The following is a 22,721-nucleotide window of genomic DNA, read 5'->3' as shown; positions in this document are numbered from 1 at the left end:
GGGGCTCACGTGACGGCCTGGACCGTCATGTTGCGTGGCATCAGGTACCGGGCCGGCCGGTCGTTCGTGGTCTTTCTCCTCGCCGTCACGGCGACCACGGCGGCCGTCCTCGCGCCCGCGTACAGCCGGGCCGCGCAGCAGTCCGTGCTCACCGACGGCCTGTCCGCCGCGTCCACCGACGCGACCGGGATGACCGTCGGGTCCAAGGGCACCAAAGACAGCGCCGCCTTCATGGACCTCGCCGAGATCCGGCTGGCCATGAATACGGCCCTCGACAAGGACAAGTTTCTCGACGAGCGCCTCGACCGCCCGGTCGCGGCCATCGACACCGAGGCCGCGTACGCGGGCGCGGCCGGGCGGCTCGCGTTCCGCCAGGACGTCTGCGCCCAGCTCGAGCTCGAGGGCGCGTGCCCGGACAACCCGGGCGAGGTCGCGGTCAGCAAGCGCACGGCCGCCGCGCACCAGCTCCAGGCCGGCGACCAGCTCACCGTCCACCTCGGACCGGCCGGGGCCGGCCGGGACAAGAGCTTCAAGATCACCGGGTTGTACTCCCCGAAGGACGCCAACGCCGCGTACTGGGGTCGCACCGCGTACTTCAGCGCGGGCGCGGACGGCGAGGGCGAGCGCGCGGACGCGCTGTTCAGCCTCACCGAGGAGGACCTGCGGGCCGAGCCGGCGGCGACGCTGTCGACCCGGCTGGAGTACCCGCTGCGCACCGAGCGCATCCGCCTCGACGACGTCGCCCGGCTGCGCGAGAGCCTGCAGACCCTCGGCGACCGGGTGCGGGGGCAGGAGCTCGAGGTGAGCACCACCCTGCCGGCGGTGCTGCACGACATCGAGGTCGACCAGAAGGACATCGCGCGGGCGGCGCCGATCATCGCCGTACCGTTGCTGCTGCTCTGCTGGTTCGTGCTCTTCCTGCTCGTGGCGTCCCTCACCGAGGAGCGCGCCCCCGAGATCGCGCTGGCCAAGCTACGCGGATACCCGTCCGGGCGGGCGGCCCGCTTCGGCCTCGGCGAGGTCGTGCTGCTCACCGCGGCCGCGGTGCCCGTCGGCCTGGCCGTGGGGCTGGGGCTGGTCCAGGTCGCCGCCTCCGCGCTGCTCGCCCCGGGCGTGGGCGCGCAGCTGCGCTGGCCGGTTTTCGCCGCGGCCGGGATCGCCTTCGCCGCCGGCGTCCTCGCCGCCGTGCTCGCCGCCCGGCAGACGCTCGGCCGCCCGGTGCTCGGCCTGCTGCGCCGCGTGCCCGAGCGCGGCGGCTGGAAGGCCGGCGTCACCGAGGGCGTGGTCGTCGCGCTCGCCGCGGCCAGCATCGTGGCCGCCGTCGCCGACCGCACCTCGCCGCTGGCCCTGCTCGCCCCGCCGCTGCTCGCGCTGGTGCTCGGCATCGGCGCGGCCCGCCTGCTCGGCCTGTGGTCTGGCGCCCGGCTGCGCGTCGCGCGCCGCCGCGGCCGGATCGTGCCGCTGCTGTCGGCGGCGCAGCTGTCCCGGCGCCCGGGCGGACAGCGCCTCGTCGTGGTGGTCACCGTGGCCGTGGCGCTGCTCGCCTTCGCCGCCACCGCCTGGGACGTCGCCGCGCGGGCGCGGCAGGACACCGCCGAGGACGCGCTCGGTGCCCAGCGGGTCTACACGGTCAACGCCGCCTATCCCGACGCGCTCGAGTCGGCCGTGGCCAAGGCCGATCCCGGCGGCCACTCGATGGCCGTGGTACGGGCGAGCCAGCGCTTCGACAACGCCCCCGTCGAGCTGCTCGGCGTGCAGTCCGGCCGGCTGGCCGGCGTGGCCGTCTGGCGCGGGCACTCCGGCGAGCAGCTGGGCGCGGTCGCGGGCCGGCTGCACCCGGCGGCGGCCGACCCGCTGCGCCTGGGCAAGGACCTCGGCGCCGAGGTGACCGTCGACGTCCTGCCGGCCAAGCCGGCGCTGCGCCTGGCCGCGATCGTGGCCAACCCGGGGCAGCCGCCGCGCACGGTCGCGCTCGGCGCGCTGACCAAGGGCACCCACACGTACCACGCGACGCTCACCGGCTGCACCGCCGAGTGCCGGCTGGTCGGCCTCGCGGTCGGGCGGGCGGCGGGCGGCACGGACCCCTACGCGGTCACCGTCGCCGTGCGCGGCCTGACCACCGACGGCGGCCCGCTCAGCCCCGGCTTCGACCTCGCCGGGCGCTGGCAGCCCCGCGAGAGCGCGGCGGGCGGCGCGACGGTCACCGTGCGCGCGGGCGCGGCGCTGGGCATCGACGTGTCCGGCAGCGACCCGGCCGACGCGGTCGTCGAGCACGTCGACACCCCCGACGCCCTCCCGGCCGTGCTGGCCGGCGGCGCGCCCACCGACGACGCGCAGTCGGCGTCGTTCAAGCTGCCGGGCTTCTCCGAGCAGCCGCAGCCGTTCACCGTCGTGGGGCGCACGGACAGCCTGCCCCGGGCCGGTCGGCGCGCGGTCATGTTCGACCTGGACTACGCCACCCGCATGGCGGAGCGCAGCGGCAGCCTGGCCGACAACGCGAACCTGCGCTACGAGGTCTGGGCGACCGGCGGCGCGCCCGCGGACCTCGCCGCGCGGCTGGGCGGCCTCGGCGTCCAGGTGCTCGGGACGGAGTCGATCCAGGGGTACACCGACCAGCTCGGCCGCCGCGCGCCGGCGCTCGGGCTGTGGCTGTACCTGCTGGCCGGCGCCGCGGCCATCCTGCTCGCGCTCGGCGTGGTGCTGCTCAGCGCCTACGTCGGCGTCCGGGCCCGCCTCTACGAGCTGGCCGCGCTGCGGGTGGCCGGGGTGCGGGCCGGTCAGCTGCGCCGGGCGGTGCTGCGGGAGTACCGCGCCCTGCTCGGCCTGCCGCTCGTGGTCGGCCTGGCCGCGGGCGTGCTCGGCGCGCTGGTGATGCTGCCGGGCGTGCCGCTGGTGACGGTGGGGGAGCCGGCCGGATCGTTCTCCTACGAGCCGTCGCTCGGCGCGCTGCCCATCGCGCTGGGCCTGACGGTGCTCGGCCTGCTGCTGACCGTGATCGTGGTCCTGCGGCTGCTGGGCCGGGCGACGCCGATGCGCCTCAAGGACGGTCTGCAATGAGCGGTCTTGCGGTGATGTGCCGCGGTCTGGTGTACATCTACCGGCTCGAGGGCTACGACGTCGTCGCGCTGTCCGGGGTCGACCTGGACATCTCGGCCGGCGAGTCGGTCGCGCTGCTCGGGCCGTCCGGGTCGGGCAAGTCGACGCTGTTGTCCCTGCTGGCCGGGCTCCTGCCGCCGTCGGCCGGCCGGCTGAGCGTCGGCGAGCACGACCTCGTCCGGGCCACCCCGGCGGAGCTGCAGAACCTGCGCGCGTCCGACGTCGGCGTGGTGCTGCAGGGGGCTTCGCGCAATCTCCTGCCGTACCTCACCGCGGAGCAGAACGTGCGCTTCGCCCAGCGCGGCGTCCCCGCCGAACGGCGCCGCGACCTGCCCGAGCCCCGCGAGGTCCTCGCGATGGTCGGGTTGTCCGGGCGCGGACGCAACCGGCAGCGCCCGCAGCGACTCTCTCCTGGTGAGCGCCAGCGGTTGGCGCTCGCCGTAGGGCTGGCCGGACGGCCGGGCCTGCTGCTCGCGGACGAGCCGACCAGCCAGCTCGACACCCGGGCCCGCGACGAGGTGCTGCACGCCCTCGACGCGGTGCGCGGCGCGGGCACGACCGTCGTGGTCGTGACCCACGACCCGGATGTCGGCCGGCACATGGGCCGCACCGTGACCATCCGCGACGGCCGGGTCGGCGCGGAGGGGCGGCGCGGGGAGGACTACGCGGTGGTGGGTCGCGACGGTACGGTGCACCTGCCGCAGGACGTCCTGCGCATGCTGCCGCCGGGCACCCTTGTGGGCGTCGAGCCCCAGCCCGACGGGACCGTGCTCCTGGTGCCGGCTCGAGCGAACGTGGAGGGTGTGCAGTGAAGACGCTGACGGTCGATGGGGTGACGGTGGCGTACGAGCGCGACCGCCCGGTCCTGCGCGACGTGTCGGTCCTGGTCTCCCCGGGCCAGATCCTGGCCGTCACCGGCCCGTCCGGTGCCGGCAAGACGACCCTGCTGTGGGCGATGGCCGGCCTGCTGCGCCCGGCCGCGGGCGTCGTCGCGGTCGACGGCGCGCCGCTGCGCGACCGCGACCACGCGGTGGCCGAGAAGGTCGTGCTCATTCCGCAGGACAACGGCCTGGCCGCGATCCTGACCGCCCAGGAGAACATCCAGGTCGCGATGATCGCCGGCGGCGCCGCACCCGCCGACGCCCGCCGCGCGACGGTCTCCTCGCTGGAGCGGCTGGGGCTGGCCGGGCAGGCCGACCAGCTGGTGGAGGAGCTGTCCGGCGGCCAGCAGCAGCGCACGGCGATCGCGCGGGGGCTGGCCCTGCACGGCGCCGTGGTCCTGGCCGACGAGGTGACCAGCGAGCTGGACGCCACCAACCGGCAGAAGGTCATGGAGCTGCTGCAGGAGGAGGCGCGGCGGGGCGCGGCGGTCGTGTTCGCCACGCACGACCCGGAGGCGGCCGCGGCCTGCGACCGCGAGCTGCACCTCTCCGACGGCGCGGCGCAGCTGGTCCGCGGCTGACGTTCTCCCTGGTCCGGGTCGGTGCGCGGCTGCGCCGGCCCGGACGGGGATCGCCGGTTTTCCGACATGTCGGGCGCTGGCGCGCCACGACATGTCGCATTTATACCCTGACAGCGGATAAATCGGACAGGTTGCGACACTCGCCTTGGGTGCCAAATCGGACCTAAGGCCTGTCGGGGTATAAGTCCGATAAGTCGCGGCGCGCCAGCGCCCGACTTATCGTTCCAAAGGCCGTTATCTGCTCGCGATCTCGCCGCCCTCCGCGACACCACCCCGCAGACCTATCGTGGTTTGTCGATTGGTGCACAAAGCGGAGGGAAAGCCATGAAACTACGCAGTCGTCTGCTGGTCGGCGGGGTCGCCGTCGCCGCGCTCGGTGCCGCCCTGGGGGCACCCCCGGCGTTCGCCGCGGCCGCGCCCGTCGCGCTGGCGGCGAGCCAGTTCACGCTGGCCGCGAACTACAACCAGTACGACGCGCTCAACACCGCCCTGGTGGCCAAGCTCGGCACCGCGGCCGTGCACACCGTCATGGACAACGCCAACCACAACCGGACGGGCATCACCGACTCGCTCGGGATCGCGGGGTACCAGACCGGGTTCCGGTTCGACGACGGGGACAACTCGGACTGCGCGAACTACCCGCAGGGGATCACCACCAGCCGGGACGCGGTCGGGACGGCGAACAGCGGCAACTACGACGGGCACCAGCTGGTGCTCGTGAGCTGGTACACCAAGGACGGCTGCGACGGCGCGCAGAGCCGCAGCCGGATCACGCTGGTCGACTGGGACGCCACGTACGCGAACACGTACCGCAAGATCCTGCTGGTCGAGCCGACCGGGACCGCGGCCGCGCCGAGCTTCAAGGACGTGAAGGTGCACGCCGGCGGGGTGGTCTGGTACGGCGACTACCTCTACGTCGCCGACACGGGCCGCGGGATGCGGGTGTTCGACATGCGCAAGATCCTGAAGACGAACACGGGCGGCACGGCGGACCAGATCGGCGCGGTCGGCAACACGTGGTACGCGCACAACTACGCATACGTGCTGCCGCAGATCGGCACGCTCACCGCGGCCACCACGTCGAGCGCGGCGCTGGCCTGGTCCACCATCTCGCTCGACCGGGTCAGCAAGTCGATCGTCATGACGGAGTACACCTGCTCCTCCGGCTGCACGGACTACCCCAACCGCGCCCCGCGGGCCGTGCGGTTCCCGTTCGCGTCGGGCGCCACGACCTTCGCCGCCGCGACGACGGCCTCGCAGGCGCTGCAGCTGCCCTGGTACAAGCTCAACGGGGTGGCCTCGCACAACGGGCGGTGGTGGTTCAACTCGTCCGGCGCCAAGCAGCTGTACTACTGGACGCCCGCCGACGGCTCGCACACGTACGCCTGGGTGGGCGGCGGCGAGAGCATCAGCTACTGGGAGGACGACGCCAACCCGGACCTGCTCTGGTCACTGCAGGAGACGGTCGGGCACCGCAACGTGTTCGCGGTGACCCAGGCGACCTACGGCGCCTGAACGGAGGGTGCCCCGCCCTGGCGCCGCGCGAGTACGCTGCGGGCGTTTCGAGACCTGGGGACGAGTGGGGAGTAACGACGATGAGCGAAGCCGTCGACCCGGACCTGACCGGCGACGCCCTGGCCACCGTGGAGCCGGCCTCCGGCGAGCCGGTCACGGGGACCGTAGTACCGGCCCAGGCGGCCGCGCCCGAGCAGGAGCAGCACTCAAGGTTCGATGACGCCGCCGAGAAGGTCTCCACCTTCGCGGCGGGCGCGGCCGACAAGGTGGGCGAGTTCGCCTCGAACACCGCGGCGGCGTCGGGCCGGATCGCCTCGCAGGTGGTCGACCGGCTGCGCAACAACGCGGAGCTGGCGGCCGAGCGGGGCACCACCACGATCGCCGACGAGGTGGTCGAGAAGATCGCCGGCATCGCCGCGCGCGAGGTGCCGGGCGTCTACGACCTGGGCGGCGACGTGGCCCGGGTGTTCGCGGCCGTGCGCGACCGCATCGGGCTGGGCGAGTCCGAGGGGGAGTCGTCCAACCGGGGCGTCCACGTGCGGCTGGAGGGACGCAACGCCACGGTCCGGGTGACGCTGGTGATCGAGTACGGGTACGTCGTGTACTCGGTGGCCGAGAAGGTCCGGACCAAGGTGATCAGCTCGGTGGAGAACCTGCTCGGGCTGGAGGTGACCGCGGTGGACATCGTGGTCGACGACGTGCACGTGGACGAGAAGGACACCCAGCGGGTGGGCAACGACGAGGCCCGCGCCGCCGACTACGCGTAACCCCTGATCCGCGGCCCGCGTCCCCACACTTGAGGGACGCGGGCTTAGCGATCGTTCAGGTGGCGGTTAGCATCGAGTGTGACGGACCCACCCGCCGCACCCGAGGAGCGCCGACACCCATGGACGCCCACGAGATCGCCGAGGGGCGCGCGCGCTGGCAGCGCCGCTTCGACGAGGCCCGCAAGCGCGACGCCGACTTCACCACGCTGTCCGGCTCGCGGGTCGAACCCGTGTACGGGCCGCCCGAGGGGGCCGACGTCCCCGGGTTCGAGCGGATCGGCTGGCCGGGCGAGTACCCCTACACCCGAGGGCTGCACCCCACAGGGTACCGCGGCCGCGCCTGGACCATCCGCCAGTTCTCCGGGTTCGGCAACGCGCGGCAGACCAACGCGCGGTACAAGATGCTGCTCGGCGCGGGCGGCGGCGGGCTCTCGGTCGCCTTCGACATGCCCACCCTGATGGGGCGCGACTCCGACGACCCGCAGTCGCTGGGCGAGGTCGGGCACTGCGGCGTCGCCATCGACTCCGCGGCCGACATGGACGTGCTCTTCGAGGGCATCCCGCTGGCCGACGTGACCACGAGCATGACGATCTCGGGGCCCGCGGTGCCGGTGTTCTGCATGTACCTCGTGGCCGCCGAGCGCCAGGGCGCCGACCTCGGGCGGCTCGACGGCACGCTGCAGACCGACATCTTCAAGGAGTACATCGCGCAGAAGGAGTGGCTGTTCCCGCCGGAGCCGCACCTCCGCCTGATCGGCGACCTCATGGAGTACACCGGCCGGCACATCCCCCGTTACAAGCCGCTGTCCGTGTCGGGGTACCACATCCGGGAGGCCGGCGCGACCGCCGCCCAGGAGCTCGCGTTCACGCTGGCCGACGGCTTCGGCTACGTCGAGCTCGGCAAGTCCCGCGGCCTGGACGTCAACGCGTTCGCGCCCGGGCTGAGCTTCTTCTTCGACGCGCACATCGACTTCTTCGAGGAGATCGCCAAGTTCCGCGCGGCGCGGCGCATCTGGGCCCGCTGGCTGCGCGAGGTCTACGGCGCCACCAGCGAGAAGGCGCTCTGGCTGCGCTTCCACACGCAGACGGCCGGGGTGTCGCTGACCGCGCAGCAGCCGTACAACAACGTGGTCCGCACCGCGGTCGAGGCGCTCGCGGCGGTGCTCGGCGGGACCAACTCCCTGCACACCAACGCGCTGGACGAGACCCTCGCGCTGCCCACCGACCAGGCCGCCGAGATCGCGCTGCGCACCCAGCAGGTGCTCATGGAGGAGACCGGCGTGACCAACGTCGCCGACCCGCTGGGCGGCGCGTGGTTCGTCGAGGCGCTCACCGACCGCATCGAGGCCGAGGCCGAGGCGATCTTCGCCCGGATCCGCGAGATGGGCGGCGACGGCACGATCACCAGCGGCATCCTGCGCGGCATCGAGGACGGCTGGTTCATGTCCGAGATCGCCGACAGCGCCTTCGCGTACCAGCAGGCGCTGGAGAAGGGCGAGAAGCGCGTCGTCGGGGTCAACGCGCACACCGGCTCGGTCACCCGCGACCTGGACATCCTGCGGGTCTCCCACGAGGTCGAGGTCGAGCAGAAGACGCTGCTGGCCACCCGCCGGGCCGGGCGGGACAACGTCGCGGTCAAGGAGCGCCTGGAGCGCATGATCGCGGCGGGCCGCGCCGGCGAGAACATGATCCCCTCGATGCTGGACGCGGCCCGGGCCGAGGCCACGCTGGGCGAGATCTGCGGGGCCCTCAAGGACGAGTGGGGCATCTACCGCGAACCCGCCCGATTCTGAGCCACGCTCCCGTTACCTAACCGCAATACAGGCGCGCAACCGGCACCTCCCCCCGCTGGTCTATCTACGACGACCTGAGACGGGGGAGGGGCCTTGCTGGCACTCGTGCTCGCGGCGCTGCGAGCCCGGCGCGCCCAAGCGCTGACGTTGTTGCTGCTCAGCACCCTGGCGGCGGCCGCTGCGGCGGCCGCACCGTGGTACGTGCTGTCCTCGACGGAACGCGTCGCGACCCGGCACGTCGAGAGCGCGCCGATCCACGAACGCTCGCTGGAGACCATCGGCGAGGGTCCCGTCGAGGGCGGCTCGATCGAGGCCCAGCTGGCCGCGTCGGCCGACCAGACGCGGCGGATCGTGGGGCTCACCGGCTTCACCTCCTACACCGGTGCCTACGTGTCCGGCCAGACGTCCCCGGGCACCGTCCCGGCGGGCGGGGCGAAGCCGGCCGGCGGCGCGGCGGCCGGCGGCGGCGACCGCAGCACCAACTCGCCGGTGATGCTGCGCCCGGACGCCTGCGCGCACGCCGCGATCGAAGGGGCCTGCCCGGCCGCCGCGGGCGAGGTGATGCTCAGCTACCGCACCGCCCGCTACATGCAGGTCAAGCCCGGCGACCAGGTCATGTTCGCCAACTCCGGCCTGCCGCACCCGCTGCCGCTCAAGGTTGTCGGCGTGTACCGCCCGGACGACCCCAACGACCCGTTCTGGAGCAGCAACGACCAGCTGCTGGCGCCCAACCTGCCGACCGGCGCGCCGCCGGACATGACCGAGCCGGTCGACGACGCGATGCTGACCGGGCCGGCCACGTTCGACAAGACCCTCGCGACGCTGCCGGTGCGCACCGTCGTCGACCTGGTCGCCCAGCCGCAGCTGCTGGTGGACAACACGCCGGAGGACGTCCGCGCGCGCCTCGGCGCGGCCACCGTCGAGGCCGGCAACAACCGGCTGACGCTCAACACCGAGCTGCCGGCGACCATCTCCAAGGTCCAGCGGGACCGCCGGCTCGTCTCCCTCGGCGTCCCGGTCGGCGCCTTCCAGCTGCTCGTGCTGTGCTGGTTCGCGCTGTATCTCGCGGTGAAGTACACCGGCGAGGAGCGGCGCCCCGACATCGGGCTGGTGAAGCTGCGCGGCGCCACCCGCGGGCGCACCTGGGCGCTGGTGAGCGGGCAGAGTGCCCTGCCGATGCTGGCCGGCGCGGTGCTGGGGCTGCCCATCGGGTACGTCGCCGCCACCGCCGTCACCGGGCGAATCCGCGACGCCACGGTCAACGAGCAGGCTGCCGCCCTGTCCGCCGGCGCGGTCGTGGTGGCCGTGCTCGGCGCCCTGCTCGCCGCGCTGCTGGCCGAGCGCCGGGCGCTGTCCTCCAGCGTCTCCGAGCTGCTGCGGCAGGGCACGGTGCGCATCCGCCTCTGGCGCGAGCTGTTCGACCTGATCCTCGTCGCGCTCGCGGTGGCCGCCGTCTACCAGGTCAAGCACCGCGCCTCAGGCGACGCGGCCGGCCTCGCGCTGCTCGCCCCGGGCCTGGCCGCCCTGGCCTTCGCGCTGGTCGCGGCCCGGCTCATCACGTTCACCGCGGGGCGGCTGGTCGAGGGCGCGCTGCGCCACGGCCGGGCCGCCCGCGCGCTGACCGCGATCTACCTGGCCCGCCGGCCCGGCGTGCACCGCCTCGCCGCGCTGATGATCGTCACCGTCGCGCTGCTGACCACCTCGGCGCTGACCTGGGGCGCCGGGCGCTCCGAGGGCCGCGCCCGGGCCGAGCTGGAGGTCGGCGCCGACCGGGTGCTGACCGTGCGGGCCGAGAACCGGCTCGCCCTGCTCGAGGCGGTGCGCGCGGCCGACCCGGGCGGCGAGCACGCGATGGCGGTGGTGGAGTCGCTGATCTCCGGCTACGACCGGGCACTGCTGGTGGACAGCCCGCGGCTGGCCAAGGTGGCGACCTGGCGCCCGGAGTACGGTTCCAGCGCCGCGCAGACCGCCGCCCTGCTGCACCCCGACGCCCCGAAGCCGGTCATGGTCACCGGCTCGGAGCTGACCGTCGACTACACCAGCCACGTCGACGGCAGCGACTCCAGCCGCGTGGTGTTCCTCGACGTGGTGCTCGCCGACCCCAAGGGGGTCCGGCTCGCCGCCCACGTCGGCCCGCTCGCCGAGGGCCGCAAGACGGTCACCATGCCGGTGCCGGCCTGCGCGACCGCGCCCGGCTGCCGGCTCAGCTCGTTGCAGATCATGCAGTCCACCCAGGAGCAGAAGATCTTCTTCTCCTCCCGGCCGGGCGTCGAGGTCACCGTCCACGGCATCACGCAGAGCGGCGGCCAGGCGGTGCTGAGCAAGGAGATGCTCACCGACCGCACCAAATGGCGGCTCGGGGTCAACGGCAACCCGCCCAACCTCATCGTCGGCCCGGTCCCGGACGGCCTGAAGCTCACCGTCGCCCCGGTACGCACCGGCACCTCCGACCCCGGCGTGTACGTGCTGGACACCCCGGCCCCGCTGACCAGCGTGCGGGCCACCAGGCGCCAGCCGCGCCTGGTCGGCGACCAGCGGGTCACCTACGGCTCGACGTCGATCTCCGAGGCGATCGGGGGGACCGCCCTGCGGCTGCCGAGGCTGGGGGACACCGGGGTGATGGTCGACCTGGAGTACGCCGACCGCCTCGGCGCCGACTTCGGCGCGGGCGAGTCGCTGCAGGTCTGGCTCAACGACAGCGCCCCGCGCGACATCAAGGACCGGCTCCGGGCGCAGGGCCTGATCGTGCTCGGCGAGGAGACGGCCGACGGCGTGGCCGACCGGTACGCGTCCTTCGGCCCGCCGCTCACCCTGCAGTTCATGCTGCTCTCGGCCATCGTCGGGCTGGCCCTGGCGGTCGGCTCGGCGTCCGTGGTCGCCGCCGTCGAGCGCCGGCCCCGCTCCCGCGAGCTCGGCGCGCTGCGCAGCCAGGGCGCGCCGTCGCGGCTGGTGCGGCGGGTGAGCATCGAGGGGTACCTCGTGCTCGCCGGCGTCTCGCTGCTGTTCGGGCTGATACTCGCGGTCCTGATCCGCGCCTATATCGGCGACGTCCTGCCGTACTTCGCCGATGGTTGGAGGGCGCCGTGAGCGATCCGGAGCGCAGCGGCGGGGTCGCTCACCAGGAGCACAGGTCGGCGGAGCTTGCGGAGGTGCTGGCGTGATCGGCCTGGTCCTGTCCATGGTGCGGGCTCGGGCCGGGCAGGCCCTCACCGCGTTCCTCCTGGCCATGTTCGCCATGGCGGCGGCGGTCAGCGCGCCGGTGTACTCGGCCACCGCCGACCGCGCCGTGGTGCGCAGCGAGGTGGCGGCCGCGCCGGTGGCCGAGCGGGTGCTGCAGGCCCGGCGCACCCAGCCGAAGTCGGGCGACCACGACTTCGAGGACCTGGTCCCGGAGGTGTTCGACGGCGCGCAGTTCACGAGCGTGTACAGCACCGAGTACGACACGATGATCTTCCCGGCCGACGTCGTCAAGTACCAGCCGATCGCGCCTCGGCTCGTGTACCGCGACGACACCTGCGCGCACCTGCGCTTCAGCGCCGGGCGCTGCTTCGTCAGCGAGTCCGAGGTCGTGCTGAGCACCGCTCAGGTCAAGCAGCTCGACCTGCACCTCGGCGATACCTTCGAGATCAGCTACGCCACGGTGGACCCGGAGGGCGGCGACTTCGTCGAGGCCGGCCCGCGGGTCAGGTTCACCCTGGTCGGCGTCTACGACCCGATCAACCCCGCCGACCTGTACTGGTCCGACGCCGACTACTTCAACCCCCGCCAGACCGCGCGGATGACCACCGAGCCCGCCTTCGTCAACCGGCTGACCATGGAGGCGATGGAGCACGGCCCCGAGCGGCAGATCTTCGACTTCGTCATCGACTGGTCGAGGATCGACCGGGAGTCGCTGGACAGCATCAACGCCGCGGTGAAGCACGGCGAGGCCCAGCTGACGGGGCTGCCCGGCCACGTGGTCGTGGAGACCAAGCTGCCCGCCCTGGCCAAGCGGATCAACGCCGACCGGGATCTCGTGGCCCAGGTGGTTCCGGTCGCAGCGGTACCACTGGTGCTCCTCTGCTGGTTCGTGCTGTTCATCGCCGTCGCCGCGGCCACCCAGGAGCGGCGGCTGGAGCTGGGCCTGCTGTCCCTGCGCGGGGTGAGCACCCCGCGGCGCTGGTGGCTCGCGGCCGGGGAGAGCATCGTGGCCATTCTGGCCGGTGCCGCCTCCGGCTTCGTGCTCGGGCACTACCTGGTCCGGCTGGCCGCCCAGCTGCTGCTCAGCAGCGCCGGCGACGTGCCGCTGTCGGCCGGGCTCACCCTGTGGTCGCTGGCCGCGCTGGTCGGCGCGCTGGTCGCGGCGGTGCTCGCGCAGCGGGCCGAGCTGGTCAAGCGCACCTCCGACCTGCTGCGCAACGTGCCCAGCCGGGCCTCGCGCTGGGGCGCACCGGTCTTCGAGGTGCTCGTCGTGGTGCTCGCCGCCGTCTCCGTGGTGCAGCTGCGCCGCGGCGGCGAGGGGCTCACCGGCTTCGCGCTGGTCGCCCCGTCGGCGGTCGTGATCGCGGTGGCCCTGCTCGCCGCCCGCGCGGTGCTGCCCATCGCCGAGGCGGTCGGCCGGCGGGCCCTGCGCCGCGGTCGGCTCGGCCCGACCCTGGCCGCCTACGCGCTCACCCGCCGCCCCGGCACCCAGCGCATCCTCGCCCTCTTCGTGGTCGCGCTCGGGCTCATGGTCTTCGCCGCCACCGCGGCCGATGCCTCCGCCGACGCCCGCGACCGGCGCAACCGGGTCGAGCTCGGCGCGCCCCGGGTGCTGTCCGTCGAGCCGCTGAGCCGGGCCTCGCTGCTGTCGAAGGTCCGGGCGGTCGACAAGGACCACAAGTTCGCGATGGCGACCGCGATGCTGCCGGTCGGCGACGACACCGGGGTGCCGCCGATGCTGGCGGTCGACAGCGAGGCGCTGCCCGCCGTCGCGCTGTGGGAGGACAAGGCGCTGTCCGCGCAGAAGGCGAGCGAGCTGCTCAAGCCGCCCACGTCGCAGCGGAGCATCGAGGTCGACAACAAGGACGTGTCGCTGGACGCGACCATCGACTCGCTCGTCGACGCCTACCGGGTGCACTGGGTCGCCGTGGTGGTGCCGTACGACGGCTCCGGCGTCGGGCGTGTCGACCTCGGCCTGGTGCAGACCGGCCGGCACACCTACGTGCGCAACCTGCCCATGTGCGTCAACGGGTGCCGCCTGGCCGGGCTGGAGCTGCAGCAGCCCGAGAACCGCGGCTTCGACGTGACGATGACGCTCCACAGCCTCAGCCAGCACGACAAGAAGGTCATCGACGAGGCGGCCTTCGCCAACCCCGACGGCTGGCGCACGCCGGAGTCGCCCGGGCCGCGGCTGCTCGTGCCGACGCTCACCGCCGCCAAGGACGGCCTGCGGGCCGAGCTCACCAACTACAAGGGCGCCGACACCTCGGTCAAGATCCTGCCGACCGACGCCCCCTCGCCGCTGCCGGTGATCATGGCCCGCACGGCCGGCATCGGCGACCACATGACCGGCCTGGACGAGAACCGGCAGTCCATCGCCATCGCCGGTGAGGTGGAGACGGTGCCGAAGCTCGGCTACCACGGCGGGCTGGTCGACCTCGAGTACGCCGAGCGGCTGGCGGCCGACGGGGGCGACGCGCTGTACCCGCAGATCTTCCTCGGCCCGCAGGCCCCGGCCGACGTGATCGAGCAGCTGCAGGCCCAGGGCCTGCGGATCATGAGCGACCGCTCGCTCGGCCCGCTGCGCGCCGCGATGGACGAGCAGGGTCCGGCCGTCGCGCTGCGCTTCCACCAGCTCGCCGCCGGTCTCGCGGTGCTGCTCGGGGCCGGCGCGCTGTGGCTGGTGGCGAGCCTGGACCGGCTGCGGCGGGCCGGCGAGCTGCGGTCGCTGCGGGCACAGGGCGTGACCCGCCGCGACGCCGGCGCGAACGGCTACCTGGCCCTGGTCGGCACGGCGGCGCTCATCGCCCCGTTCGCGGCCCTGGCCAGCTGGCTGCTGGTGCGGGAGTATCTTCCGGTGTTCTCCGACGACGCGGACGGCTTCGAGGCGTCGATCTGGCCCTCGCCGGAGCCGGTGGCGATCGCGTGGGGCGCGGCCGCGCTCGTGCTGGCCGCGTCGGCCGTGGTCGCCGGCGCCCGGATGCGCGCCGCGTCGGAGCAGCGGAGGCGATAAGGACGATGTTCGACAATTCGACTGGTTCGATGATCGGGATGGGGACGGGGACGCGATGAACGGACTGGCGGTCGCCTGCCGGCGGGTCGTGCACATCTACCGGGCGGAGGCCGGCGACGTCGTGGCGCTGGCCGGCGTCGACCTTTCGATCGGGCCGGGGGAGACGCTGGCCCTCGTCGGGCCGTCGGGCTCGGGCAAGTCGACGCTCATCGCGCTGCTGGCCGGCCTCATGCGGCCGTCCGCGGGGCGGGTGAACATCGGGACGTACGACATGGGCAAGCTCTCCGACGGGGAGATCGCCCGGCTGCGCGGGACCGAGATCGGCGTGGTGCTGCAGGGCGCGGCGCGCAACCTGCTGCCGTACGCGTCGCTGCACCGCAACATCTGGCTGGCCCAGCGGCGGGCCGCGCGGACCGAGGGCATCAAGCTCGACGACCCCGACCGCATCCTGGACCTGGTGGGCCTGCCGGGGCTGGGCCGGGCGCGCATCGACGAGCTCGCCCCGGGCGCCCGGCAGCGGGCCGCGCTGGCCGTCGGCATCGCCGCCGGCCCCGGGCTGCTCCTGGTGGACGAGCCGACCAGCCAGCTCGACACCCACGGCCGGGACGAGGTGCTCGAGGCCCTCGAGACGGTCAACCGCGAGCGCAACACGACCATCGTCGTCGTCACCCACGACGGTGAGGTCGGCACCCGGCTCGGCCGGGCCGTGACCATCCGCGACGGCCGGGTGGGTGCCGAGGGACGCGACGGCCAGGACTTCGCCGTGGTGGCCGGCGACGGCACCGTGCAGCTGCCGCCGGAGGTCCTCGGCGACTTCCCGCCGGGCACGCTCTTCACCGTCGAGCACATCGACGGGCAGGTGACGCTGGTGGCGGGTGGATCCGACCGGTCACTTGCGGCAGACCACCTGGGGCACGTGCAAAACTAGGGCCATGACCGACCCACGCCAGTCTCAGTCGATCTTCACCCGCGGGGCGGTGGACCTCGGCGCCCTGGCCCGCAGCAACGCGGCCGCCGCGCAGCGGGCCACCACGCCTGCCCCCGCCGCGGCCGCCGGCGCCAACGTGTTCGACGTCACGGAGGCGTCGTTCCAGGACGACGTCATCCAGCGGTCGCTGACGATGCCGGTGGTCCTGGACTTCTACGTCGAGATGAGCGCGCCGCACCAACAGTTCTCCCCGCTGCTGGCGCAGCTGGCGGCGGAGGGCGGCGGCGCGTGGGCCCTCGCCCGGGTCGACATCGAGGCCAACCCGCGGCTGGCGCAGATGTTCCGCATCCAGAACATCCCGTTCGTGGTGGCCGTCGTCGGCGGCCAGCCGGTCGACGCGTTCAACCAGATGCTGCCCGAGCCGCAGCTGCGGCAGTGGATCGACGCCGTGCTCAAGGCGGCCGGCGTGGAGGTCGAGCAGCCCGAGGACCCGCGGCTGCTGGCCGCCGACGACGCCATGGCCGACGGCGACCTCGACGCGGCCGAGGCGGCGTACCGCAAGATCCTCGACGAGACCCCGGCCGACGCCGTCGCCGAGTCCGGGCTGGCCCAGGTAGGCCTGCTGCGCCGGGTCGACGGCGTGGACTTCGCCGGCGCGCTGAGCGCGGCCCAGGCCGCCCCGGCCGACGTCCCGGCCCAGCTGCTCGCCGCCGACGTCGAGGTGCTCACCGGCGAGGCCGACAAGGCGTACACGAGGCTGGTCGACCTCATCCGCCGCACGCCGGGCGACGAGCGGGAGACCGTGCGCAAGCACCTCGTCTCGCTGTTCGCCGTCGCCGGCCCCGACGACCCCGCGGTCGCCAAGGCCCGCCGGGCACTGGCGAGCGCGCTCTTCTGACGGCGCCCGCATTGCGCCGGATCGCCGTCGTCGACGCGCCGAGCAACCTGGGGCTGCGGCCACCGACCGCATCCTCGGTGCCCGGCTGCGCCAAGGCGCCCGGCGCGCTGCGCGACCACAACCTGCTGACCCGCCTCGGGGCGCGCGACGCCGGCTGCATCACCCCGCCGCGGTACGACCCGGCGGGGTGGCAGCCGGGGGACGGCGTGGCCCAGGCCGCGGAGATCGCGGTGTTCGTGCGCCGCCTGGCCGACCGGATCGGCAGCATCCTCGCGGCCGGGGACTTCCCGCTCGTGCTCGGCGGCGACTGCTCCATCCTGCTCGGCGCCGGCCTGGCCATGCGCCGCTACCAGACCGAGGCCGGCGGGCGGATCGGGCTGATCTACGTCGACGGGCACTCCGACTTCCGGCACGAGGGCAACGCCTCCTACGTGGGCGCCGCGGCCGGCGAGGCCCTCGCGCTGGCGACCGGCCGGGGCCAGGCCAACCTCGCCTCCATCGAGCAGCGCCGGCCGTACTTCCGCGACGTCGACGTCGCGCTGCTGGGCATCCGCACGCACGACGAGTACCGGCTGGACCTGCAGGCCGCCGGCATCGTCGCCCGGGCCGTGCCGGAGCTGCGCTCGGACGGCGCCGCCCGCTCGGCCCAGTGGGCCCGCGACCAGCTGCGCGATTGCGCCGGCTTCTGGGTCCACGTGGACGTCGACGTGCTCGACCCGGCCGTGATGCCCGCCGTGGACGCGCCGGACGTGGGCGGGATCGCCTATCGGGAGCTGGAGATCCTGCTCAGCGGGCTGATCTCGGACCCGCGCTGCGTGGGCGCCCAGGTGACGGTCTTCGACCCCGACTACGACCCCGACGGGCAGTACGCGGCCGAGGTGACCGACGTCCTCGTCGCCGGGCTGGAGCCGCTGATCACCTCGTCGGCCCTGGTCGCGGCCTCGCCCGACCCCGTGATCTCGGCGCCGCCGTTCGCGCCCCCGGTCTCGGCCCCGCCGGTGTCGGCGCCGCCCTCGCTGCGCATCCCGGCGCCGCCGGCCCCGGCGGAGTCGCGTCCCGGGCCGCGCCTCATCCCGCACGACGTGTCGTCGCTTCCCTCTCCGGCTGGGGCGGCCCTGCCGGACCCGGCGCCCGGCTGGGGCATATCCGACATTTCGGAAATGTCGGATATCGCGGAGGGTGATGCGCTCGACGAAGATGGACTCGACGAAGATGGGCTCGGCGCGGACGTGCTCGGCGCGGACGGGCCTCACGTTGAGGAGCACGAGATCGACCCCGAGGCCGATGCGGTCGCGGGTGACGCCGACGCCGACCAGGGCGCGGACGACGACATTGCGGATGACGAGGGTGAGGACGAGTTGTACGAGCAGGTCGTGCCGGTGAGGCCGCAGGTGAACCGGGTCGCGGAACTATCGCTCGACTCGCTGCCGCGCGACTCCATGGGCCCCGGCGGCCTGCGGCCGTTCGTGCCCGCCCAGGCCGTCCGCCGCGACGCGGGGGACGCCCCGGAGTCGCCGCTGACGGACGTGGTCCCGGCGGCCCGCACCCCCGTCGAGGAGGACGAGACCGCCGGCTGAGACGCCACGGCCGGCCCGCGGAGGACCGCAGGCCGGCCGGGTGAGGTACGCCGGAAACTAGCCGATCGTCTGGAAGAACTTGCCGGCGATCGGGACGGCGGCGGCGGTCGAGGCGCCGCCGTTCTCGACGAACACGCAGAAGGCGATGTCGCCGCGGTAGCCCATGAACCACGAGTGGGTGTGGGCGGGGTTGTTGTCGTACTCCGCGGTGCCGGTCTTGCCCCGCAGGTCACCCGGCAGGTCCTTCAGCTGGTTGGCCGTGCCGTCGGTGACCACCTGGCGCATCATCGTGCGAAGGGCGTCCAGCGAGGCCGGGTTCAGGGCCGGGCCGTCCGGTGCCGGGCTCTTCGGGGCCGGCTCCAGGACCAGCTGGGGCTGCTTCCACTGGCCCCGGGCGACCGCCGCCGCGGCCCCGGCCATGATGACCGGGGAGACGAGGTTGGTGCCCTGGCCGAAGGCGGCCGCGGCCTGCTCGGCCTTCGAGCCGTTGACCGAGACCTTGCCGGTGAAGACGTCGGCGCCGAGGTCCCACGGGATGCCGATGCCCAGGCTGGCGGCGGTCTTGCCGAGGCCGTCGGGGGCGATGCTGGGGGCGAGCGAGGCGAAGGCCGTGTTGCACGACTTGGCGAAGTCGACACGCAGCGGCACGGCGCCGAGCTCCTCGTCGTGGGAGTTCTTGAAGGTGCGGCCGTCGACGGTGAGGTTCTTCGGGCAGTTGACCACGCTCTCGCCGGTCATGCCCTTGTCGAGCACGGCCAGGGCGGTGACGGTCTTGAGCATCGAGCCGGGCGGGGTCTGGCCGACCAGGGCGAAGTTGTTCACCGCGGCGCCCGGGCCGTTGGCCACCGCGACGATCGAGTTGTCGCTGATGCGGATCGCGACGAGGGCCGAGCGCCGGGTGTCGCCGGCCAGGGCGGCCTCGGCGGCGTTCTGCAGGTTGACGTCGAGGGTCAGCTTGACCGCCGTGCCGGCCGTCGGGTCGGTGGCGAAGAGCTGCTTGTCCGGGGTGCCGGTCGGCATCGGCACGACGACCTTGACGCCCGGCTTGCCCTGCAGAGCCGAGTCGTACTTCTGCTGGAGCCCGGACAGGCCGACGACGTCGCCGATCTTGTACTTGCCCGGGTTCTTGTCCATGATCTCCTTCGTCACCTCGCCGGTGGAGCCCAGCAGGGCCCGGGCGAACTGCGCGGAGGGGGCCAGCGCCTGGGTCGAGTTGCGGGTGACCACGCCCGGCGTCGAGTTCAGCTTGTTGGCGATTGTGTCGAAGATCTCTTTGCGCAGCGTGATGATCTGCACGAAGGCGTCGGGGGCGGCCTTCTTCACCTGGTCGGGCAGGCCCGAGATGTCGACCGTGACGTTGGCCTGCTTGAAGGCGTCTGTCAGATTCTTGACCACGATGTTGATGTCGGTGACCGACCGCGGCTCCACGCCGATGATCACGACCGGCTTCGCGCTCACGATCGGCTGGCCGGCGCCGTCGACGATGCTGCCCCGGGTCCCTGCGGTCTTGCGGATCGCGAGCTTGTCGGTGGCCTCCAGCTGCGGGTTGATGGTCTTCGCGTCGAAGACGACCTGCCACTCCTTGTCGACCCGCTTGGCGTCGACCGTGGTGTCGTACTCCCACGTCGAGTCGGCGACGGGCCAGGCCACGTGCACGGCGGCGCTGGCGTTGTCGTCCTTGACCGTCGGGGCGCCCTTGAGGGTGAGCTTCGGCGGCTGGGCCGCGAGGTCGCCCGCGACCGTGGTCCACAGCTTCTGCGCCGCGTCGCCGGTGAGGGCTTTACCGTCCGGACCCACGAACTTCAAGCCGGAGAGGTTGCCCTTCTCCCACGCGCCGAGGAATGTCGTGAGCGAGTCGTCCGGCGGCTTGCTGGAGCACGCGGGTAGCGTGCCGAGCAGCGCCACGGCGGCGGCGAGAGCGATGACGCGACGGATCGAAACGGCCATGTGGGCGATTCTGCGCCATGAAAGCACGGTTCTGCACGCCCCAAGATCGAACAAGTAGGACAATTCAGTACGTCGAATGGCGCTTGATCTGGTATTCGACGATCGTGAACCGAAGACGGGTGTTCCTGGGCTGACGACCGCGATCCCCGAACACTTGAGGCCCTGCGGGCAGGTCTTAGGCTGAGCGAGGACAACCCACAACGACGTGGGTGAGGGGAGAACAACCGATGAATCGGCCTGGGGCAACCCCGGTGCAGGACGACGCACGAGGCTTACGCGCAGCGCGGACCCCCGACGCAGTCGAAGACGACGAGCTGGAGCAGTCAGTGCCCAACGCGGAGCACCTGGTGGCGGAGGCGGTCGTGCTGGCCGCCGCGCAGGATGGCGATCCTGAACTGGTCGCAGCCTACTGGCGCCTGGTCCCCGACGAGGAGCTGGCCGCCTGCAATGTGGCCAGGATGGTCGAGGCCACCCGCTCGCACGCGGAGCTGGCGCAGCAGCGCCTGCCGGGCGAGCTGAAGCTGCGGCTCGGCCTGAGCGTCACCGGCGGCACCGCGCTGGAGATCGTGACCGACGACATGCCGTTCCTGGTCGACTCGGTGACCAGCGCGCTGTCGTCGCGCAACATCGACGTCAACCTGCTGGTGCACCCGCTCGTGGTGTTGCGCCGGGCGCCGCTGGGGGCGCTGGAGGAGGTGCTCGTCGGGCTCGAGCCCGAGGACGCCGGCCCCGGCGACATGGTCGAGAGCTGGATCCGCATCGAGGTCGACCGCATCCGGGACGAGGGTGAGCTCGAGGAGCTGCGCAACGACCTGTCCCGCGTGCTCAACGACGTGCGCGAGGCGGTCGAGGACTGGCACAAGATGCGCACCCAGGCCCTGACCCTCGCCGACGAGCTCGGCAGCGCCCAGCTGCCCGTGCCGGACAAGGACATCACGGACTCCGTCGAGCTTCTGCGCTGGCTCGTCGACGACCACTTCACCTTCCTGGGCTTCCGGCAGTACAAGCTGGTCAAGGACGAGAACGGCGAGGAGCTGCTGCAGGCGGTCCTCGGCTCCGGCCTGGGCATCCTGCGGGTCGACCAGGTGCGGCCGCGGGTGCTGTCCTCCATGACGGCGGAGGCGTACGCCAAGGCCAAGGAGAAGCGGCTGCTCATCATCACCAAGGCCAACTCACGGGCCACGGTGCACCGCTCGGCGTACCTCGACTACATCGGCTTCAAGCAGTTCGATGTCGACGGCAACGTGATCGGCGAGAAGCGCTTCCTCGGGCTGTTCTCCTCGGCGGCGTACCGGACCAGCGTGCGCGACCTGCCGGTGGTCAAGCGCAAGGTGGCCGAGGTGGTCGAGCGCTCCGGGCTGTCCCCGCGCTCCCACTCCGGCAAGGACCTGATGGAGACGCTGGAGACCTACCCGCGCGACGAGCTGTTCCAGATCGGCACCGAGGAGCTGTACAAGGCGGTCATGGGCGTGCTGCGCCTGGCCGGCCGCCGCCAGCTGCGCGTGTTCCTGCGCCGCGACGCCTACGGCCGGTTCATCTCGTGCCTGGTCTACCTGCCCCGGGACCGGTTCACCACCGCGAACCGGCTGCGCATCCAGCAGATCCTGCTGGCCGAGCTCAATGGCATCGGGGTCGACTACACCACCCGGGTGAGCGAGTCGAAGTTCGCCCGCGTGCACTTCATCGTCCGCACCGAGCCGGGCAACCCGCCGGGTGAGATCGAGCTCGACGACCTCACCGAGCGCCTCTCCGAGGCGACCCGCCTGTGGGACGACGACTTCCGCCTGGTGCTGGAGCGCAAGCTCAACGACGAGCAGCAGGCCAAGGTGCTGTACCAGCGCTACGGCCAGGCGATCTCCGACACGTACAAGGACGAGCACACGCCCTACGAGGCGGTCAAGGACGTCGCCAAGCTCGAGCTGCTCGACGAGCCCGGGCAGCTGGTCATGCACGTGTACCGCCGCCGGCAGGACGAGTCCGACGTGCGGTTCAAGGTGTTCCGGTACGGCGAGCCGATGCTCCTCTCGGCGGTCCTTCCGGTGCTGCACTCCCTCGGCGTGCAGGTGACCGACGAGCGCCCCTACGAGGTGGTGCGCTCCGACGGCACGATCTACCTGTACGACTTCGGACTGCAGCTGCCGCCCGGCTCGCGGGCCATGGTCGACGTCCGCCCGCACCTGGAGAACGCGTTCTCCGCCACCTGGCGCGGCGAGGCCGAGGTCGACAACTTCAACACGCTGGTGCTCATGGCCGGGCTGACCTGGCGCGAGGTCGTCGTGCTGCGCGCCTACGCCAAGTACCTGCGCCAGGCCGGCACGGTGTTCTCCCAGGACTACATGGAGACCACGCTCCTGGCGTACCCCGCGATCGCCTCGAAGCTCGTGGCCCTCTTCGCCGCCCGGTTCGACCCGCGGCTGCAGCTGTCCGAGGTGACCCGCTCGGTGCAGTCCAAGGAGCTGGTCGCGGCCATCAACGCCGATCTCGACCAGGTGACCAGCCTCGACCAGGACCGCATCCTGCGCTCGTTCCTGCACCTGATCCAGGC

11 protein-coding genes and 2 pseudogenes are annotated in these 22,721 nt (G+C 73.0%); 12 read left to right on the top strand and 1 reads right to left on the bottom strand.

What is annotated here, in order from left to right; genetic code table 11:
* Positions 1–9 precede the first annotated feature (9 nt).
* The 11 genes and pseudogenes from ABD352_RS31450 to ABD352_RS31400 all read left to right on the top strand — a co-directional run.
* Positions 10–3,057 carry an FtsX-like permease family protein gene (locus ABD352_RS31450; protein WP_344616136.1) on the top strand — a complete coding sequence of 1,016 codons (3,048 nt, stop codon included), beginning with the start codon at positions 10–12 and terminating at the stop codon, positions 3,055–3,057.
* Positions 3,054–3,908: an ABC transporter ATP-binding protein gene (locus tag ABD352_RS31445; RefSeq protein WP_344616135.1), complete on the top strand. Its 855-nt coding sequence runs from the start codon at positions 3,054–3,056 to the stop codon at positions 3,906–3,908. Before ABD352_RS31450 ends, ABD352_RS31445 begins: the two co-directional genes overlap by 4 nt.
* A complete protein-coding gene (locus ABD352_RS31440; protein ID WP_344616134.1) occupies positions 3,905–4,558 on the top strand; it encodes an ATP-binding cassette domain-containing protein in 654 nt (217 codons plus the stop codon). The genes ABD352_RS31445 and ABD352_RS31440 overlap by 4 nt, the downstream gene beginning before the upstream one ends.
* Positions 4,559–4,882: 324 nt before the next feature.
* Entirely contained in the window at positions 4,883–6,073 is a 1,191-nt protein-coding gene (locus tag ABD352_RS31435; RefSeq protein ID WP_344616133.1) for a hypothetical protein, read from the top strand.
* 80 nt (positions 6,074–6,153) lie between these two features.
* A complete protein-coding gene (locus ABD352_RS31430) occupies positions 6,154–6,840 on the top strand; it encodes an Asp23/Gls24 family envelope stress response protein (RefSeq protein WP_344616132.1) in 687 nt (228 codons plus the stop codon).
* Between the two features lie 119 nt (positions 6,841–6,959).
* A complete protein-coding gene (gene icmA, locus ABD352_RS31425; RefSeq protein WP_344616131.1) occupies positions 6,960–8,633 on the top strand; it encodes a coenzyme B12-dependent isobutyryl-CoA mutase large subunit in 1,674 nt (557 codons plus the stop codon).
* Between the two features lie 93 nt (positions 8,634–8,726).
* Entirely contained in the window at positions 8,727–11,720 is a 2,994-nt protein-coding gene (locus ABD352_RS31420; RefSeq protein ID WP_344616130.1) for an FtsX-like permease family protein, read from the top strand.
* 70 nt (positions 11,721–11,790) lie between these two features.
* On the top strand, positions 11,791–14,826 hold the full coding sequence (locus tag ABD352_RS31415) for an ABC transporter permease (RefSeq protein ID WP_344616129.1): 3,036 nt from the start codon (positions 11,791–11,793) through the stop codon (positions 14,824–14,826).
* A 55-nt stretch (positions 14,827–14,881) separates the two neighbouring features.
* Positions 14,882–15,754 carry an ABC transporter ATP-binding protein gene (locus ABD352_RS31410; RefSeq protein WP_344616128.1) on the top strand — a complete coding sequence of 291 codons (873 nt, stop codon included), beginning with the start codon at positions 14,882–14,884 and terminating at the stop codon, positions 15,752–15,754.
* A 4-nt stretch (positions 15,755–15,758) separates the two neighbouring features.
* Positions 15,759–16,652 carry a tetratricopeptide repeat protein gene (locus tag ABD352_RS31405; RefSeq protein WP_344616127.1) on the top strand — a complete coding sequence of 298 codons (894 nt, stop codon included), beginning with the start codon at positions 15,759–15,761 and terminating at the stop codon, positions 16,650–16,652.
* Positions 16,653–16,663: 11 nt separating this feature from the next.
* Positions 16,664–17,564: pseudogene (locus ABD352_RS31400) on the top strand (arginase family protein); the annotation flags it as partial.
* A gap of 722 nt (positions 17,565–18,286) precedes the next feature.
* Here ABD352_RS31400 and ABD352_RS31395 read toward each other — a convergent pair.
* A complete protein-coding gene (locus ABD352_RS31395; protein WP_344616126.1) occupies positions 18,287–20,176 on the bottom strand; it encodes a penicillin-binding transpeptidase domain-containing protein in 1,890 nt (629 codons plus the stop codon).
* 227 nt (positions 20,177–20,403) lie between these two features.
* On the opposite strand from ABD352_RS31395, the pseudogene ABD352_RS31390 reads away from it, so the two are divergent.
* Positions 20,404–22,721 (top strand): annotated as a pseudogene (locus ABD352_RS31390) (NAD-glutamate dehydrogenase); the annotation flags it as partial.

Source organism: Dactylosporangium salmoneum, assembly GCF_039532525.1.
Classification (GTDB): Bacteria; Actinomycetota; Actinomycetes; order Mycobacteriales; family Micromonosporaceae; genus Dactylosporangium; species Dactylosporangium salmoneum.
Note: the sequence above shows the minus strand (reverse complement) of the source record. Positions and strands in the feature narration are given on the sequence as shown.